General features: G+C 40.2%; 19 protein-coding genes. 3 read left to right on the top strand and 16 right to left on the bottom strand.

Annotation, left to right across the window (positions count from 1 at the left end; translation table 11 throughout):
* Positions 1–11 precede the first annotated feature (11 nt).
* The 12 genes from BN2425_RS01200 to BN2425_RS01145 all read right to left on the bottom strand — a co-directional run bounded on the left by BN2425_RS01200 (position 12) and on the right by BN2425_RS01145 (position 10,813).
* Positions 12–1,439: a sensor histidine kinase gene (locus BN2425_RS01200; protein ID WP_042454187.1), complete on the bottom strand. Its 1,428-nt coding sequence runs from the start codon at positions 1,437–1,439 to the stop codon at positions 12–14.
* A complete protein-coding gene (locus BN2425_RS01195; protein ID WP_042454185.1) occupies positions 1,411–2,112 on the bottom strand; it encodes a response regulator transcription factor in 702 nt (233 codons plus the stop codon). The genes BN2425_RS01200 and BN2425_RS01195 overlap by 29 nt, the downstream gene beginning before the upstream one ends.
* 166 nt (positions 2,113–2,278) lie before the next feature.
* Positions 2,279–3,274: a phosphotriesterase family protein gene (locus BN2425_RS01190; RefSeq protein WP_042454183.1), complete on the bottom strand. Its 996-nt coding sequence runs from the start codon at positions 3,272–3,274 to the stop codon at positions 2,279–2,281.
* Positions 3,275–3,327: 53 nt separating this feature from the next.
* Positions 3,328–4,107: an enoyl-CoA hydratase/isomerase family protein gene (locus tag BN2425_RS01185; protein ID WP_042454181.1), complete on the bottom strand. Its 780-nt coding sequence runs from the start codon at positions 4,105–4,107 to the stop codon at positions 3,328–3,330.
* Positions 4,108–4,145: 38 nt separating this feature from the next.
* On the bottom strand, positions 4,146–4,916 hold the full coding sequence (locus BN2425_RS01180; RefSeq protein ID WP_042454179.1) for an SDR family NAD(P)-dependent oxidoreductase: 771 nt from the start codon (positions 4,914–4,916) through the stop codon (positions 4,146–4,148).
* 25 nt (positions 4,917–4,941) lie between these two features.
* Positions 4,942–6,018: a phosphotransferase family protein gene (locus tag BN2425_RS01175; protein ID WP_195891881.1), complete on the bottom strand. Its 1,077-nt coding sequence runs from the start codon at positions 6,016–6,018 to the stop codon at positions 4,942–4,944.
* A gap of 56 nt (positions 6,019–6,074) precedes the next feature.
* Complete coding sequence (locus BN2425_RS01170) at positions 6,075–6,479, bottom strand: acyl-CoA thioesterase (protein WP_042454217.1); 405 nt, start codon at positions 6,477–6,479, stop codon at positions 6,075–6,077.
* Positions 6,480–6,638: 159 nt separating this feature from the next.
* Positions 6,639–7,205, bottom strand: a complete 567-nt coding sequence (locus BN2425_RS01165) for a TetR/AcrR family transcriptional regulator (protein WP_042454215.1) — start codon at positions 7,203–7,205, stop codon at positions 6,639–6,641.
* Between the two features lie 134 nt (positions 7,206–7,339).
* Positions 7,340–8,953, bottom strand: a complete 1,614-nt coding sequence (locus tag BN2425_RS01160) for a long-chain-fatty-acid--CoA ligase (protein WP_042454177.1) — start codon at positions 8,951–8,953, stop codon at positions 7,340–7,342.
* 47 nt (positions 8,954–9,000) lie between these two features.
* Positions 9,001–9,753: an SDR family NAD(P)-dependent oxidoreductase gene (locus tag BN2425_RS01155; RefSeq protein ID WP_042454175.1), complete on the bottom strand. Its 753-nt coding sequence runs from the start codon at positions 9,751–9,753 to the stop codon at positions 9,001–9,003.
* Positions 9,754–9,981: 228 nt separating this feature from the next.
* Entirely contained in the window at positions 9,982–10,176 is a 195-nt protein-coding gene (locus tag BN2425_RS01150; RefSeq protein WP_042454174.1) for a hypothetical protein, read from the bottom strand.
* Positions 10,177–10,270: 94 nt separating this feature from the next.
* Positions 10,271–10,813 carry a helix-turn-helix domain-containing protein gene (locus BN2425_RS01145; protein WP_042454172.1) on the bottom strand — a complete coding sequence of 181 codons (543 nt, stop codon included), beginning with the start codon at positions 10,811–10,813 and terminating at the stop codon, positions 10,271–10,273.
* A gap of 174 nt (positions 10,814–10,987) precedes the next feature.
* Between BN2425_RS01145 and BN2425_RS01140 the strand changes: the two genes are divergently transcribed.
* Complete coding sequence (locus tag BN2425_RS01140; protein ID WP_042454169.1) at positions 10,988–11,869, top strand: VanW family protein; 882 nt, start codon at positions 10,988–10,990, stop codon at positions 11,867–11,869.
* 53 nt (positions 11,870–11,922) lie between these two features.
* Here BN2425_RS01140 and BN2425_RS01135 read toward each other — a convergent pair whose 3' ends face one another.
* The gene (locus BN2425_RS01135) at positions 11,923–12,267 is read right to left on the bottom strand and encodes a hypothetical protein (protein ID WP_042454167.1); all 345 of its coding nucleotides are present in this window, start codon (positions 12,265–12,267) and stop codon (positions 11,923–11,925) included.
* A gap of 216 nt (positions 12,268–12,483) precedes the next feature.
* Here BN2425_RS01135 and BN2425_RS01130 point away from each other — a divergent pair, with 216 nt between their 5' ends.
* Together BN2425_RS01130 and BN2425_RS01125 are read left to right on the top strand one after the other, a co-directional pair.
* A complete protein-coding gene (locus BN2425_RS01130) occupies positions 12,484–13,194 on the top strand; it encodes a class I SAM-dependent methyltransferase (RefSeq protein ID WP_042454165.1) in 711 nt (236 codons plus the stop codon).
* Positions 13,195–13,319: 125 nt separating this feature from the next.
* Positions 13,320–13,574 carry a sigma-G-dependent sporulation-specific acid-soluble spore protein CsgA gene (locus BN2425_RS01125; RefSeq protein WP_042454163.1) on the top strand — a complete coding sequence of 85 codons (255 nt, stop codon included), beginning with the start codon at positions 13,320–13,322 and terminating at the stop codon, positions 13,572–13,574.
* Positions 13,575–13,769: 195 nt separating this feature from the next.
* On the opposite strand, the gene BN2425_RS01120 is transcribed toward BN2425_RS01125, so the two are convergent.
* The 3 genes from BN2425_RS01120 to BN2425_RS22670 all read right to left on the bottom strand — a co-directional run bounded on the left by BN2425_RS01120 (position 13,770) and on the right by BN2425_RS22670 (position 15,121).
* On the bottom strand, positions 13,770–13,949 hold the full coding sequence (locus BN2425_RS01120; protein WP_042454161.1) for a hypothetical protein: 180 nt from the start codon (positions 13,947–13,949) through the stop codon (positions 13,770–13,772).
* Positions 13,950–13,961: 12 nt separating this feature from the next.
* Positions 13,962–14,828: an SPFH domain-containing protein gene (locus BN2425_RS01115; protein ID WP_042454159.1), complete on the bottom strand. Its 867-nt coding sequence runs from the start codon at positions 14,826–14,828 to the stop codon at positions 13,962–13,964.
* A gap of 134 nt (positions 14,829–14,962) precedes the next feature.
* Entirely contained in the window at positions 14,963–15,121 is a 159-nt protein-coding gene (locus tag BN2425_RS22670; protein WP_195891880.1) for a hypothetical protein, read from the bottom strand.
* Between the last annotated feature and the right edge of the window lie 124 nt (positions 15,122–15,245).

The raw sequence follows: 15,245 nt of genomic DNA, 5'->3' as shown, positions 1-15,245 counted from the left end.
AGCTAAAAATTCTAGATAACAGGGAATCGAATGACAAATTTCGTTCCTTTATTTTTTTCGCTATAGACTTTTATTTCTCCGTTATGGAGCAGTACCAACTGCTTTACAATAGAAAGCCCTAATCCAAACTCTCCATATGGGTTCGAAGTACGGGAGATTTCTGCCTTATAAAACCGATGCCAAATATTTTCCACTTCGCCTGGGTCAATCCCGATTCCTGTATCTTCAATTTCGATAATAATTCCGTCTTGCTCTGCTCTTCCACGCAACCATATCGTTCCATCCTCAGTAAACTGGATACTGTTCTTTGTTATATTTATTAGTATCTGCACTAACCGATCATAATCGGCATTCACATATAATTCTGGAGAGGCCTCGACAATTATCTGGTCATTTTTTTCCTCTGCCTGAAAAGTTAATTGCTCCTGGATAATTTCAAGGGCCTCCAGAACCTGAATATCCTCTTTATATAATTGGACTTGGTTAGAGCGGATTTTATCATAATCTAGATTCTCGTTGACTAGGCGTATCAGACGTTTAGCCTCATGGCTAACCAGACTGATTCCCCGTTCTTTATCTTCTTCGGAGATCATGTTATTCCTAAGCCCTTCGATTACGCCACTTATGGTGGTAAGCGGGGTTCTTAACTCATGAGATACATCCGACATAAATTGCCGGCGACGGTTATCCAAGGCTTCAATTTCCTCCATAGAGGCATTAATTTTTCCCACCATGGTGTTAAAATCTATCGCTAATTCTCCAATTTCATCAAAGCTTGATTCCGGAACATGAACATTGTAATTTCCCGCCGACACGAGTGATGTCGCTTCACGAAGCCGTTTAATCCGCTTTACATGAATTTGGGATAAGTACCAGCTTTGCAGGAAAGATACACCTAAAGCAACCAAGATGGTATAAAACAAGATTTTGTTAATTTCTTGAATCATCTCACTGGATCCGCTGATAGGAGATGTTAAAAGCACACCTCCATAAAACCGGCCATCTTCTACATAAGGTAAAACAACAAAGGTTACCCCTTCTTGACCGAACCGTTTATAGTCGATTGGAAAAATTAAGGTTTGTCCTTTCGTAATTTTGTCCCAGTCACTCTCGGTGAGTCCCTTTAATACCCGGCCTTTTTTTCCGACAATATATAATTGCCCATCTTGGTCGAACATGCTGAAGCTCATATTTCTTGCCGCTAAAACGGAGCTATACTGATTAAGTATCTGGTCAGCCGCAATCGGGGATTCTTTCATATCTGACAAAATCGCTTCCCCATAGGAAATCAGTTCTTCTGCTTTATTTTTATAAACTAAGTTTTCCAAATAATGGGCAAATACTAAACTTAACAATAAAAACGCAACGACAATGATACTAAAATGGCTAAAAAATTGTTGATAAAAATACTTAAACTTTGTCGGCTTTAATCGTGTCATCAAATTTATACCCTACTCCCCAAACGGTGTGGAAGAATGGCTGCGATGAGGTTTCGACTTTCTTCCGCAGCCGCTTAATATGAACATCTACTGTCCGCTCGTCACCATAAAATTGATAGCCCCAGACACTTTCAAGCAACTGCTCCCGTGAAAAAACCTGACGGGGATGCTCCGCCATAAAATACAGTAAATCAAATTCTTTCGGTGTCAAGTTTGTGACCGCCTCCCCGTCAACCGAAACTTCTCTTGTGATTTTATTAATCCTGAAATGCTCCGTCAAAAGCAGCCCATCTTGTTCCACTGAAATTTGGTTTTGAAACCTACGGGTCACGGCTTTGATTCTTGCCATTAATGTCAGTGGGCTAAATGGTTTGGTAACATAATCATCTGCACCCATTTCTAGTCCAAGGACTTGATCAGATTCACTATCCTTGGCTGTTAACATGATAATCGGAACCGAATACTTCTCCTCTCTAATTTTCCGGCAAATGGTTACACCATCCATACCAGGAAGCATCCAGTCTACAATCAACGCATCCCAGCTTTCGCTTTTGAACCGAGTGTACCCCTCTAATCCGTCATTAACAAATACACCTTCTATACCTTCTTTTGCAAAAAACATTTCAATCATGGAGCAAACACTTTTATTATCTTCTATCACTAATATTTTCAAATTGCTTCAACTCCTGGCGAAAACTTATCATTATTAGTGTAAACGAAATTTCTCCCATATCAAACTATTTGCTAATTCTTCTTTGTACTTTAATAGTTTGTTCATAGTTTTTTAATATGTAAAAAAGAGCCTTGAACTAAATTCAAGACCCTTTTCGGTATTTTTGTTATTTCACTTTCGCTGGTTCCCCCGCAAATAACCCGACGGCATTCCTACCTAGCATTTTGTCAATTTGCGTTTCGGTTACTCCCTGGTCACGCAATGACGGCAGGATGTTATCAAAAATATGCCCTGGATGCCAATTCTCCATGATTTGAGTCACTTGCTCATTCATGACTGGCTGCCGGCCCAGCCAAATATTGACTGTATCATGTGCAAGTAAAATTTGATCCTCATAGCCATCCTTAACAAGTGCGAGCAAGGTTGCAATTCTTTCATGATCGAATGGTGCACCGACGAGCATTTGGATACCGAAACGGTCAAAACCAATCCGAACACCTTGATCCAACACCTGTTTATGATAGTCTGGGTCCGTATTCCCGCACATATGCCCGATTATAATTTTACTTGGATCTGCACCTAATTCAATCAGTATCCTTGCCTGCTCCGGACCCATGGTCCCTTCCTGAGTATGGGTCAGTATCACGATTCCTGTTTCTTGCTGCACCCTGGCAGCTGCCCGGAAAAACATTTGTTCATAAGGGCTAATCTGGTCCCGGCTCGAAGCAAGTTTAATAATTCCTGGCTTGATCCCTGTACCGGCAATCCCTTCAGTTATTTCTACCTTAAACATTTCATAAATATCTTCTTCTGCTGTTCCAAGACCCTGCCGGAACTTAAAGTAAGGCGGAGCCCCCTCGCCTTCATAATAATAGCCTGTTGCACAAATAATATTGAGACCAGTTGCTTCCGAAACTTTTTTCAGAAATAATGGGTCCCTGCCACACTCATTTGGAGTTGGGTCTACTACGGTTTCCACACCGTAACTCTGAATTTGCCGGGCGATGCCAATTGCCTGTTTCAATACTTCTTCTTCGTTAAAAGGTCCCAGTGTCACATCTCCTTGATAACCTGGATAACCGAAGATAAAATGTTCGTGAATAAGCGTTTTTCCTAACTTTTCAACAGATATTGGTCCTGTTACGGTTTCGACTGTTTTCATTGCTACCACTCCCCAAAGGCTTTTATTAAGATTAACCGCTTTCAAGCGCTTGCTTACTTGCCTTTAAACTCTGGTTTTCGTTTCTCCTTAAACGCCGCAATGCCCTCCTGATGGTCTTCGGTTTCCACCATCAAAGGCTGGGTTAACCGCTCTTTTTCCAATATTTCAGCTAAAGTAGAAGTAAACGCTTGGTCAACTAGTTTCTTCTGCTTACCATAGGCCTTTGTCGGACCATTAGCCAAGCGCAATGCCAATTTGGTCGTCTCATCTTGCAGCTTCTCTAGTGGTACCAAGTAATTAATGACACCTAGTTGGTATAAGCGTTCAGCTGGGATGGGCTCGGCTGTAAAAAAGAATTGTTTGGCTAAATGAGGTCCAATTAATCTAGGAAGATGATAAGAGCCACCACCGTCAGAAATTAATCCCACCTGAGAAAAGCTGAGGGCATACTTGCTGTCTTCAGCTGCCACAATCAAATCACAAGCTAAGGCCAAATTGAAACCTGCTCCGGCAGCAAAACCATGAACAGCTGCAATAATGGGCTTTTCGATGTCCTTCATCAATAAAATCAAATCATTAAGCTTGCCAATATGATCGTATATTTGGTTTCCTCCAGCCTGGCCCATCGTTTTGACATCGCCCCCGGCACTAAATGAGCGGCCTGCCCCAGACAGCACAATGACTTGGATATCTCCATCTTCTATAGCATTATGAATAGCTTCCGTTAACCCTAGAATCATATCTGGACTAAATGCGTTCAAACTTTCTGGCCGGTTTAGCGTTAACGATAAAATCGGTCCCAGTTTTTCCACTAATAAATGATCTTGTGCCATGTCAATCTTCCTTTCCTTCTACATTTTTTAATAGATTTCTATTTTATAAGCCAGCCGCCATCCACTAAAAGGTCCGTTCCTGTCATATACGACGCCTCAAAAGATGCGGCAAAGGCCACCACATTGGCAATTTCTTCTGGATTCCCTACTCTTCGTAATGCTGTATTTCTTTGAATTGCTTTAACAAACCGTTCGTTCTGCAATCCCGATTCAGTCAGAGGCGTAGCCACAAAGCCAGGTGATACCGAATTGACACGAATTCCGTATTTGGATAGCTCTAAGGCAAAAGACCTAGTTAGATTAATGACCGCTGCTTTGGCAGCACTATAATGTGGTATTTCAGCCCCCGCCTGATGTCCTGACAGTGATGCCACATTGACAATTGCCCGGTTTTGCACATCATGTTGGGCAGCATCAGCCATTATTTTTCCAAGTGCTTTGGATACAAGAAATACACTTTTCAAATTGACATCTTGAACATAGTCCCAATCTTGTAAAGACATTTCTAATAGCCTTGAGTTTCTGGACCCCCCTGCATTATTCACTAACACATGGAGATCACCATATTGCTGCCTCACATACTCAGCTAATTCCTCTACATCTTCTTCGTCTGTACAATCTGCTGCAAAAACTTCGGCCATTGGTATTTTACTTTTTTGATTAATGATTTGCGCCGTTTCCTCTAATTTTTTTCTTGTCCTCCCAGTTAAGATTACCTTTGCTCCTTCACTGGCAAGCCTCACAGCGGTGGCTCGGCCGATCCCGCTGCCTGCACCGGTTACCAGTGCAATTGATTGTGAAAACCTCATTGAATCCACGCCCCCTTTGCACTCTCTAAATTTCTTCTTCCGCAATCAACGTTGCATGTTGAATCAATCCCTTAACAAACTGATTTAAACCAGCAAATCGTGGATCACTCGTCTGTCCACGCTTGTAGCGGTAATAGATTTGCTGACAGATAACAGCCAATTTGAAATAGGCGAAAGTTTGATAAAAGTGTAAATTTGAAACATCTCTCCCAGTTTTCTTTGCATATAACTCGATAAACTCCTGTCTGGTAAAGAAACCTGGATGCACAGCGGTGACCGGATCTTTTCCTAAGCCTTTTTTCAATAGTTCCGAGTCATCTGGAAGATTCCAATAACTCAATGCTGCCCCAAGGTCAGCGAGAGGGTCGCCAATGGTGGTCATCTCCCAGTCGAACAAACCAACCATCTCCGTAAAATCCTCATTGAGCATGGCATTGTTCAACTTATAATCGTAATGAATCACGGCAGGTTCGGAATAGGACGGTATATGGTTGGCCAGCCATCGTTTCAATGAATCTACCTCGGGTATCTCATCGGTTTTTGCCCGGTCATAACGGCCAATCCAGCCATGCACTTGGCGCTCCATAAATCCTTGGGGCTTACTAATTTCAGTCAGTCCTGTTTCTTTATAATTGATGGAATGAAGTTCTGCCAGTTTTTCCACCATGATGACGGAAATTTGCCTACATAATTCCGGTGTCACCTCAACCCCGTTCGGAAAGGATGTATCTAGGACAATGCCATGTTTTCTCTCCATAAGAAAAAATGTACTTCCCACAATATCCTTGTCATTAGAAAAGAGAATTGGCTTTGGTGCAGCAGAAAACATAGGATTCAATTCGGAAAGTATTCGATACTCCCGCTCCATGTCATGGGCTTTTGGCGCAACTGGCCCGAGCGGGGGCCTGCGAAGCACGGCTTCCCAATCTCCCATTTTCAATTGATAAGTTAAATTGGAATGACCTGCCGAAAACTGTAGAATCTCAAGAGGACCTGCAGGCAGCTGTGGTATAGATCTTCTGAGAAAACTTTCTAAAACGGAAAGATTCAGTTCTTCCCCTTTTCTCACAGGAATCGTATCTTTACTCATTTGATGAGGCATGTATACTCCCTCCTCCTATTATTCTAAAAATTCCGTCTTTTTATGGCGTATTTACCTTATGATGAAAGGACAAGATTACTTTTTAAAACTTCCCTTAACCCATCAGATATCGGCTCGCTCTGCTGCTTTTCAAAGTTAAAATGAACCATAACCGCTTTGCCCTTGGCAATCCTTTGGTTTGTTTCCGCACAAATAATATCATGATCCAATTCAAAGCTTTTCGTTCCAATCTTGGAAACATACGTCCTGATGAGCAAATGTTGATTAAAGTAGCCTTGGCTTATAAAATCACATTTGGTTGAGGCCAGAATAAAATTCCAACGATTCGTGTCTAATGAAAAACCTAATGTTTCAATAAAACGAATTCGGGCCTCCTCCAAATAAATAAAATAACTGGTGTTGTTGATATGTCCAAGTGCATCGGTTTCCCCAAACCTCACCACAATTTGTATTTCGTGCAAAAAGCTCACCCCGCTTACTCCTATTATTAATTTTCTCAGGGAATATCCGAACCTCATAATTTATGTCCAGATTACCTCAATAATACTAACCGGTTGGTATGTGATTAGAACAGGAGGAGGGATGCGAAATCCCTCACCCAATAGTACTATTGTATTTCACTAGTTAGATTGAATTCCCTGTAAAATCATTTCGACAAATATCTCAGTTACCTCTTGTTCGGAGACTACTCCATTTGGATTGTACCACTGGTAGCTCCAGTTCGTGATGCCAAGGATTCCAAATGTAATAATCGATGGATTTAAATCAGGCCGAAATTCGCCATCCGCCATGCCAACTTTTATCAATTCCTCAATGTTATAGCGGAATTGGTCACGCTTTGGAACGATTAAATCTAGACGCTCTTGACTTAAGTTCTTCATTTCACGAAAAAATATTTTAGCAGCCAATCCCAATGATTTAATATCGCCAATCAACATATGGACAATTTCAAATAATTTCTGTTTACACGTTTTCGTTTGGTCGTTCAATATTTTTTCTTGTTGGGCAAGCAGTTCATTGATATAACCCAAATGGATATCCATTAATAACTCTTCTTTACTGGAGAAATAGTAATAGAAAGTTCCCTTTGTAACACCAAGAGAATCCACGATATCTTGAATGGATGTTTCACTGAAACCCTTTTTTTCAAATAAGCGGATGCTTTGCCCAATAATTTTTTCCTTCACCATCATGTCCTCGCAATCTGTTCATTATCCTAGAAAAATTATACCATAATCTTCTTCTCTCCTTTATTTAATCCGTGAAACTTTAAAAGGATCCTGTTCACAGAAGAGTATATTTTTCTGATAAAAAAGTGGGATTAATTTTTGAGTGTTTCCTCTCTTAATGCCCTGCGCAGAATTTTTCCAACTCCGGTTTTTGGAAGTTGTTCTCGGAATTCGACACTACGCGGCACTTTATAGGCTGCTAAGTTTTGCCGGCAATATTGGATGATTTCTTGCTCAGTTGCTGATTGTCCTGCTTTTAAGACGATAAATGCCTTAACATCTTCTCCCCTGTAAGGATCAGGTACTCCCACAACTACAGCTTCTTGAACAGCAGGATGTTCATACAACACTTCTTCGATATCACGCGGATAAATATTGTATCCGCTGGCGATAATCATGTCCTTTTTCCGATCGACAATATACAAATAACCATCCTCATCCACACGTGCGATATCACCTGTATATAGCCAGCCGTCCCTCAAGGTATTGGCGGTTTCTTCAGGCAGATTCCAGTATCCTTTCATGACTTGAGGACCCTTTATAACGACTTCCCCCAGTTCGCCAGTCGGAACTTCATCCGTACCGGATGCTAAATCGACTATTTTATATTCTGTTGATGGCATACCAATTCCTACACTTCCAGGTTTTCTCTCAGCAAAAGGAGGATTGCAATGCGTCGTTGGGGATGCTTCTGACAAACCGTATCCCTCCAGGATTTTCGATCCGGTTTTTCTTTCAAAACTGCGCAGCAATTCAACAGGCATAGGAGCACTGCCACTATTGCAGGTTGTAATGGAGTTAATCCCATACTCCTCTGCCTTTGGATGATTAGTAATCGCTACATACATGGTAGGCACACCTGGGAACATGGTAGGCTGCTCATTTTTAATTGTAGTTAACACCTCTTCCAAATCAAACCGTGGCAAGATAATCATTTCTGCAGCGGAATAAATGGACAGGTTCATACAAGAGGTCATGCCAAACACATGGAAAAGTGGAATAATCGTAAGACACTTTTCTTGTCCGACCTTGATTTCATGCTTAAAAAACTCATGTGATTGGAGGACATTTGCCAAAATATTGCGATGAGTCAGCATCGCCCCCTTGGATTTTCCTGTTGTCCCGCCTGTATATTGGAGAACAGCTACATCATTGGCCGAGTCGAATTCAACCGGTGTAACCGTGCCGTCCCCTTCTTTGAGAAACTCTTCCAAGCTTGGGTCCGGGGTAAAGTCTTGACCGGACGGCTGCAAGCTAACCACAATAATATTTTTCAGCTTTGTCCTCGGCTGGACTGATTTCACCCGTGGATAAAGTGTGTCTAAACAAACAATGGTTTCAATTTCAGCATCCTTTAGAATATACTCCAGTTCCCGTTCAACGGACATAGGGTTAACTTGGGTAACAATTGCACCAGCAGTAAGGATGCCATAATAAGAGATAACATATTGGGGACAGTTTGGCAGCATAATCGCAGCCCGATCCCCTTTTTGCACTTGTCTTTTTTGGAGTGATGAGGCAAAGGATTGCGACAACAAGTATAATTCCTGATAGTTCATTTTCCTTCCGTAAAAGGAAATGGCATTGTGTGTTGGGTATGTATCTGTCGTTTCTTTTAAGATTTGACATAATGGTTTGTCAGGAATCTCAATTGTTTTGGAAATTGATTCAGGATAATGGGCTAACCATGCTTTATTTTCATTCATTTTATAAACCTCCAAAACCCAGTATTATAATTTAGTAGTTACCTAACTTAGAAGGTCAAACCACCGCCGTCTACTGATAACGTGGCACCGGTAATGAAGGAGGCTTCCTCAGATGCTAAAAAGACAATGGCATTTGCGACTTCATCTGGTGTACCGATTCTGCCAAGTGCATTGGCTTTTGAAATGATCGGCCATTTGCGGTCATTTTGTTTCCATCCTTGAATAATATTGGTATCTATAACACCAGGTGCAATAGCATTGACACGGATGCTATATTTACCATATTCAAGGGCAGCATTTTGTGTAAGGACCACAACCCCAGCCTTGGATGCATTGTATGCTGACATGTATTTTTGCCCTTTAAGCCCAAGCAAACTGGAAGTGTTAATAATTGCCCCACCACCGGCTTTAATGAGCTCAGGAATGGCATATTTAATTCCAAGGAATACTCCTTTTAAGTTGATATCGATTACTTGGTCCCATTCTTCTTCAGATAAATCAACGCTTCTAACTTCTGAATTGCCAATTCCTGCATTATTGCACAAAATATGCAGTCCACCAAACGTACTAACTGTCGTACTGATTAACTCTTGTATTTGTTTTGAATTAGCAACATCTGCATAAACAAATATAGCTTTGCCCCCTGTAGCTTGAATAAAATTAACCGTCTCTTCACCAGCAATTGAGTTTACATCCGCGACTACAACTGCTGCCCCCTCTTTTGCAAACCTAAGGGCAGATGCGCGGCCAATACCGCTGCCACCGCCCGTAACGATGGCTGTTTTACCAGTAAACTTCATCAATAAACCTCCTTTTGAACTTTAGGAACTGCCCGTGAACACACTTACAAAAATATTAAACACGTAACCATGTAACCAACTGCCTAGAAATGAAAGTTATCGATACTAACCGGTTGGTATGTATAGATACAATTATACAATCCATGAATTAATAATTCAAACCCTTTTCTAAATATTCTAATAATGAAATCCAAATAAAAAACCGGATCATTGGGTCCGGCTAGAATTTTATATGTATCGTCTATTTAACTTTTTCTGTTTAAGCATCACTTCATAGGATTTCTCAACAATATCAGTTAATACGTCTCCTTTATAAATTCTGCCTAGTTTTAGCCCTTGTTGATAATACTCCACAATTTCATCTAGTTTTGCGGAAGTTTCCTTGGTAATCCTTACATTCAGCTGTATTCTTTCCGACTCCATTATTACTTGCTCCCCTTTTGTAGCAATCTGCTAGCAACAGTCTACATTAATGTTATCTATTGCTACTTTAACATAATCCGAGAAATTTTTCATTTTATTTTTCCCCTTCCTTTTCACCTGGGATAATTATGGTTGCCAGTGTTCTCCTTCTCCTGCCTTCCTGCAGTTTGTTTTGGGAAAATTTCGAATAGACATCTCTTAAATCCACAATAAATTCCTCGAATTCATGATCATTTAAATATAAGGATGTCTGCCTAAAAGTTACTCCGTCTGCCCTAAAATCTATGTTTTCCTGATTCAAATAGCGATCATATTCCCCCATTAGATTTGCCATGAATTTAATAAACACCCCCATCTGGTCATCCTTTGACATCCTGCTTATGTCCACAGTTCCACTTAACGATGTGTTTGGATTATGTATGGAGTATACTTTTTCGACGGTCCCTCGAATGGGAATTTCGTTTACAATATGAAGAATTCCCGCGTCTGACAATTTTTTTATATTACGATATAAGGATGCTTGTGGAATATCAGGAAGCCTCTCCATTAATTGTTGAGATGTAAGCTGCTGATTAATCAAATGTTGGATAATTCTCATCCTGACTGGGTGTAATAATACATCAACTGAAGATTCCATATTTTTTTACTCCTATTTTTAGTTTTATTATCAAAATCGATAATATTATATAAATTGACTTTTGTAAAGGGCAACTGGAAGATTTTTATCATTGTTATCTAAGCATATTGAGTCAATTGAGGTTACATGAAATCTTGCCTTTCTAGCAATATTAAAATGAGGAGGTTAATGGTTATGTATTTATCCTGGATATTGGGACTATGTTTGGCGGTTCAAGCCCTTCATGTTTCCGAAAGCATCCCGATTACGAAAGATGGCCAGACTGTCGCAACTTTCAATATTAAGGAATTTTTCTACACTCTACCCGATTTGCCAATCATGAATACAAACAAATTTGGGCAATTTTTGGATCAGCTCGATAAAAAGGTTTCTACTCCCCCAAAAGATGCGTCGTTAGATGAGAGGGGGACAATCATTCCAGAACAACTAGGTACACAAATCTATCGGCAAGTTTTAACCGAGCAGTTATACTCTTATTATTTTAATCGTCAGCAATCCCAAATCGAAGTTCCGATGATAACCGCTTACCCCAAAGTAGACAGTGAATTGTTAAGTGATATCAACAGCATGCGGATAGGCCGATATGTTACATCTTATAACCCATATAATAAAAATCGCTCTGTAAACATAAAAATCGCGACTAAAGCGATTAATAATTACGTCGTTTTCCCGGGAGAAACCTTTTCCTTTAATAAAATTGTTGGCAAAAGGACGGAAGATAGGGGATATATGAGGGCACCTGTTATCATCCGAGGAGAAGTAGATGAAGATATCGGGGGTGGAATCTGCCAAGTATCTTCTACTCTCTATAACGCAGTGGACAATGCTGGATTAAAAATTATCCAACGCTATTCCCATAGCAGAAAAGTTCCTTACATTCCACCTGGCCGCGATGCTACCGTCAGTTGGTATGGACCTGATTTTGTCTTTAAGAATAGTTATGACCAACCCATTTTAATTCGGGCAAGAACACTTGGAGGGATGTTGATTATTTCAGTTTACACCTCAGAGGGTATTAAATATAATCCACGTCAAATTCCCCCTCCACCTTATTAATGGGCAATCAAAAAAGGGTCAGACCATGCTGCTTATGGTCTGACCCTCAATATTTATTTTTTATTTAAGGCGCTTTCCATTAATTCTTCGGAAAATTCAGCAATTGCAGCATTATCCATCTGATTAAGATTGAAATTTGGCGCTAAGTTCTTTACCAGGTTTCCCATTTTCGGGGAATCCTGCTGTTCGCGATTGCCTGTATTGCCACTCGGTTTGCCCGGAGCCATCGTTTTCAATGCATTCGATATTGGCTGTGCCAAATCTTGGCGCTTTCCTCTGGTTAATCCGAATACGGCAGCACTTATACCGATCCCCAATAGAGATGCCCAAATGGTTCCTCTGCTCCTCTGTTTAGGCATAAACATATTCAGAAACGGCATTTTCCTCATGCTTCTCATGTCAGCACCCCTTCAGGTTAATCTAAGAGGGTGAAGCTACCCCCTCCTTTCCTAATGTACGCAATCTCGTCAAATATATAAGTAGCAAACAGTCCATCGACTGGCATTCCTTGGGAGACTGACTCAACAGTTTCCAGGATAAAACATTTTCTCACAATGAACCACTTAAGGTTTTTTTTCATACTATGCAAAAAAAGAAACCATAGGGTGGTGTGTATGGGAGGTTTGACCTATATTGATTTTTTAGCAAAGTTTGGTGTTGGCGGAGCCCATCCAGGAGGAATTTCATTAACAAAGAGTATACTGAGCAACGAAAAAATTACAAGCGATTCCTGCATATTAGATGCAGGCTGTGGTACCGGACAAACAACTGCATTTCTTTATAATGAATACAAAGCAAAAGTATATGGACTAGAAATCAACCCAATCATGCTTGAAAAAGCAAGAAGTCGATTTGAAAGCCAAAATATGCCGATCCAATTAACGCAAGGGTCAGTAGAAAGTATCCCCTTTGCTGATAAGACCTTTGATTTTATTTTATCTGAATCGGTTTTAGCGTTTGTCAATAAACCCAATGCGATAAAGGAGTTTTTCAGGGTCCTTAAACCAGGGGGGCGTGTGATTGCAAATGAAATGACCATAAACCAACCTTTAAATGAATCAGCTGCTGAGGAGATTAAACAGTTCTATGCAATTGATTCATTACTTCTTGAGGATGATTGGAAGAGGATCTTTAATGAGTCAGGGTTTCAGAATATTGAAATTATTGGGCAAACCTATGATCTCAAGAATAGTACCCCTGCTCAAGAATTTAATTTCTCACATAATTTTGAGCCAGAACTATTTGGAATTTTGAATCAGCATGGAAATATGTTAGTCAAGTATCATGATGTTTTAAGTCACAGAGTCATTACCTGCACTAAATAAACGATTTCTGGGCCTTGAATTTCTAACGAAATGAGAGGCTTTTTTTACGGTTCAAATAGCCCAGTTGATTTCATGAATATAATCCGATGTGAGTTGAAAAATAATCACGAAAGGATGGGTGACAAATGGATCAAACATTAGGGTATTTACGTGAGATTTTAGCCAATTATACCGATGAACACCATACAGATGCCCGACATTTGTATCACAAGCTCGTTAGAGGGCACTATCAATCGGAGGAATCTTTCGTGCGGGATTTAACTGGCAGTGAGATTGACTTTTTAAATAAGATACTCCCGGATGAAATTAACTATGCCCAGCAAGAACAAGATGAAAAAAGATTACGCGAATTAAATGAAGTATTTGAGTTATTAATATAAAGCAAAAAGATGGCGAAACCTGCCATCTTTTTTGGGAATATGATTTATTGGCTGTTAATATTTCCTAGGCAAGCGCACAGTATGACAAAAGCCGATAAATCAACAGATTTGACGTCCTAATTAACGACATCATTTGATTGGAACCAACATTTTTCTCTGGTAAATTCACTTTAATACCTGGGTTAAATCCAACGTTTAGTCTTGTTTATCTCCAGGTAATTGGGATTTTCCCAGCCTGCCTGCCTCTTTCAGAGCTTTTTTGATGATTAGCTGTAGTTGTGCATTGACACTACGAAATTCGTCAGTTGCCCATTTTTCCAGAGCATCATATGACTTTTGATCGATACGAAGAAGAAATCGCTTTTTCTCAACCACTCAATCACGACCTTAATAAATGGTTCCTGTATTGATTACAGGCTGGCTTCCTTTTTCGGAAACAAGCGTGACCATTAGATTATTGATCATTTGCGCTTTTTTTTCTTCGTCCAGTTCCACGACACCTTCTGAGCTTAATTGGTCAATGGCTGATTTCACCATTGAAACTGCTCCCTCCACGATGACCTTCCTTGCTGCAAGCACAGCTTTTGCCTGCTGTCTTTGCAGCATCGCATGAGCGATTTCACTCGAATAGGCTAAATGCATGATTCTTGCTTCTATGATGTCAACGCCTGCAATTACCAAGCGTTGCTGCAAATCCTTCGTTAAATTATCACCTACCTCATCAGAGTGCTGCCGCAAAGATAATTCGTAGTCATTATTAAAATTATCATATGGGTATTGACTGGCAATATGGCGCAAACCAGTTTCACTTTGAGTATGAACGAACTCCCGATAGTCCTCGACACCAAAGACTGCTTTTGCAGCATCCGACACTCTATAAACCACTACTGCAGCTATTTCAATAGGATTTCCTTCCAAATCATTCACTTTTAGCCGATCACTGTTGAAATTTATCACCCTAAGTGACACAGTGTTTCTTATTGTTAACGGAATAGTTAACCAAAATCCTTCTTGGCGAATAACTCCCTGATAACTTCCAAACAAAGTAAATACTTTTGCTTGATTTGGCTGAATCACGGTAAATCCGCTAAATAAAAGAAACATTAACAATGCAGATACAATTGCTGCAAATAGCATAAAACCATTATCTGTGATGGAAAAATTGCTAAAACTGATAATAGCAATCCCTGCAAAGAGCAACAGCAACAAAACACCCAAAAACCCATTAATTTTACCAATTGGTTTCTCAGTCATACGAACTACCCCCTTCCAGTACTTACCATTATGATATCATTTTAATATCAATTTGATAACCCCGCCCCTTCAATTTAGGCAGTTTTTTTCAAACAAACAAAAAAACAACTGCCAGAACTTCTGGCAGTTGTTTCCTAGCTAGGATCAACTTCATCATATGAAATAGTAGTAACACTTGTATATTCCCCTGAATCAATTTCTTGTTGGGATGCACTTTGCTCGAGCTCCTCCTGGTCGTCGATCCCTGGTGCTACCGTAGGGCCCTGTTGATTTACTTTATTGTTTTTCTTCATTTCCTTCACTCCTTTTCAAGGATATTTTCCCATGAAATGTAGTGGCTATACGCAAACTCAATAAACAATAAGAACGCAAAAAAGGAACTGTTCTTTAAACAGTTCCTCAGACTGTCGACAAATC

Origin of the sequence: Neobacillus dielmonensis (assembly GCF_000612665.1) — a bacterium.
Taxonomy (GTDB): domain Bacteria; phylum Bacillota; class Bacilli; order Bacillales; family Cytobacillaceae; genus Neobacillus; species Neobacillus dielmonensis.
Note: the sequence above shows the minus strand (reverse complement) of the source record. Positions and strands in the feature narration are given on the sequence as shown.

What these genes read in the sequence shown, in the direction of transcription:
- BN2425_RS01150 (WP_042454174.1), bottom strand. Translation starts at nt 10,176, where the DNA reads ATGGAGTCGGAAAGAATACAGCTGAATGTAAGGATTACCAAGGAAACT.
- BN2425_RS01185 (WP_042454181.1), bottom strand. Translation starts at nt 4,107, where the DNA reads ATGGCACAAGATCATTTATTAGTGGAAAAACTGGGACCGATTTTATCG.
- BN2425_RS01200 (WP_042454187.1), bottom strand. Translation starts at nt 1,439, where the DNA reads ATGACACGATTAAAGCCGACAAAGTTTAAGTATTTTTATCAACAATTT.
- BN2425_RS01135 (WP_042454167.1), bottom strand. Translation starts at nt 12,267, where the DNA reads ATGAGAAGCATGAGGAAAATGCCGTTTCTGAATATGTTTATGCCTAAA.
- BN2425_RS01155 (WP_042454175.1), bottom strand. Translation starts at nt 9,753, where the DNA reads ATGAAGTTTACTGGTAAAACAGCCATCGTTACGGGCGGTGGCAGCGGT.
- BN2425_RS01115 (WP_042454159.1), bottom strand. Translation starts at nt 14,828, where the DNA reads ATGACTGAGAAACCAATTGGTAAAATTAATGGGTTTTTGGGTGTTTTG.
- BN2425_RS01180 (WP_042454179.1), bottom strand. Translation starts at nt 4,916, where the DNA reads ATGAGGTTTTCACAATCAATTGCACTGGTAACCGGTGCAGGCAGCGGG.
- BN2425_RS22670 (WP_195891880.1), bottom strand. Translation starts at nt 15,121, where the DNA reads ATGAAGAAAAACAATAAAGTAAATCAACAGGGCCCTACGGTAGCACCA.
- BN2425_RS01175 (WP_195891881.1), bottom strand. Translation starts at nt 6,018, where the DNA reads ATGCCTCATCAAATGAGTAAAGATACGATTCCTGTGAGAAAAGGGGAA.
- BN2425_RS01190 (WP_042454183.1), bottom strand. Translation starts at nt 3,274, where the DNA reads ATGAAAACAGTCGAAACCGTAACAGGACCAATATCTGTTGAAAAGTTA.
- BN2425_RS01145 (WP_042454172.1), bottom strand. Translation starts at nt 10,813, where the DNA reads ATGGAATCTTCAGTTGATGTATTATTACACCCAGTCAGGATGAGAATT.
- BN2425_RS01130 (WP_042454165.1), top strand. Translation starts at nt 12,484, where the DNA reads ATGGGAGGTTTGACCTATATTGATTTTTTAGCAAAGTTTGGTGTTGGC.
- BN2425_RS01125 (WP_042454163.1), top strand. Translation starts at nt 13,320, where the DNA reads ATGGATCAAACATTAGGGTATTTACGTGAGATTTTAGCCAATTATACC.
- BN2425_RS01140 (WP_042454169.1), top strand. Translation starts at nt 10,988, where the DNA reads ATGTATTTATCCTGGATATTGGGACTATGTTTGGCGGTTCAAGCCCTT.
- BN2425_RS01160 (WP_042454177.1), bottom strand. Translation starts at nt 8,953, where the DNA reads ATGAATGAAAATAAAGCATGGTTAGCCCATTATCCTGAATCAATTTCC.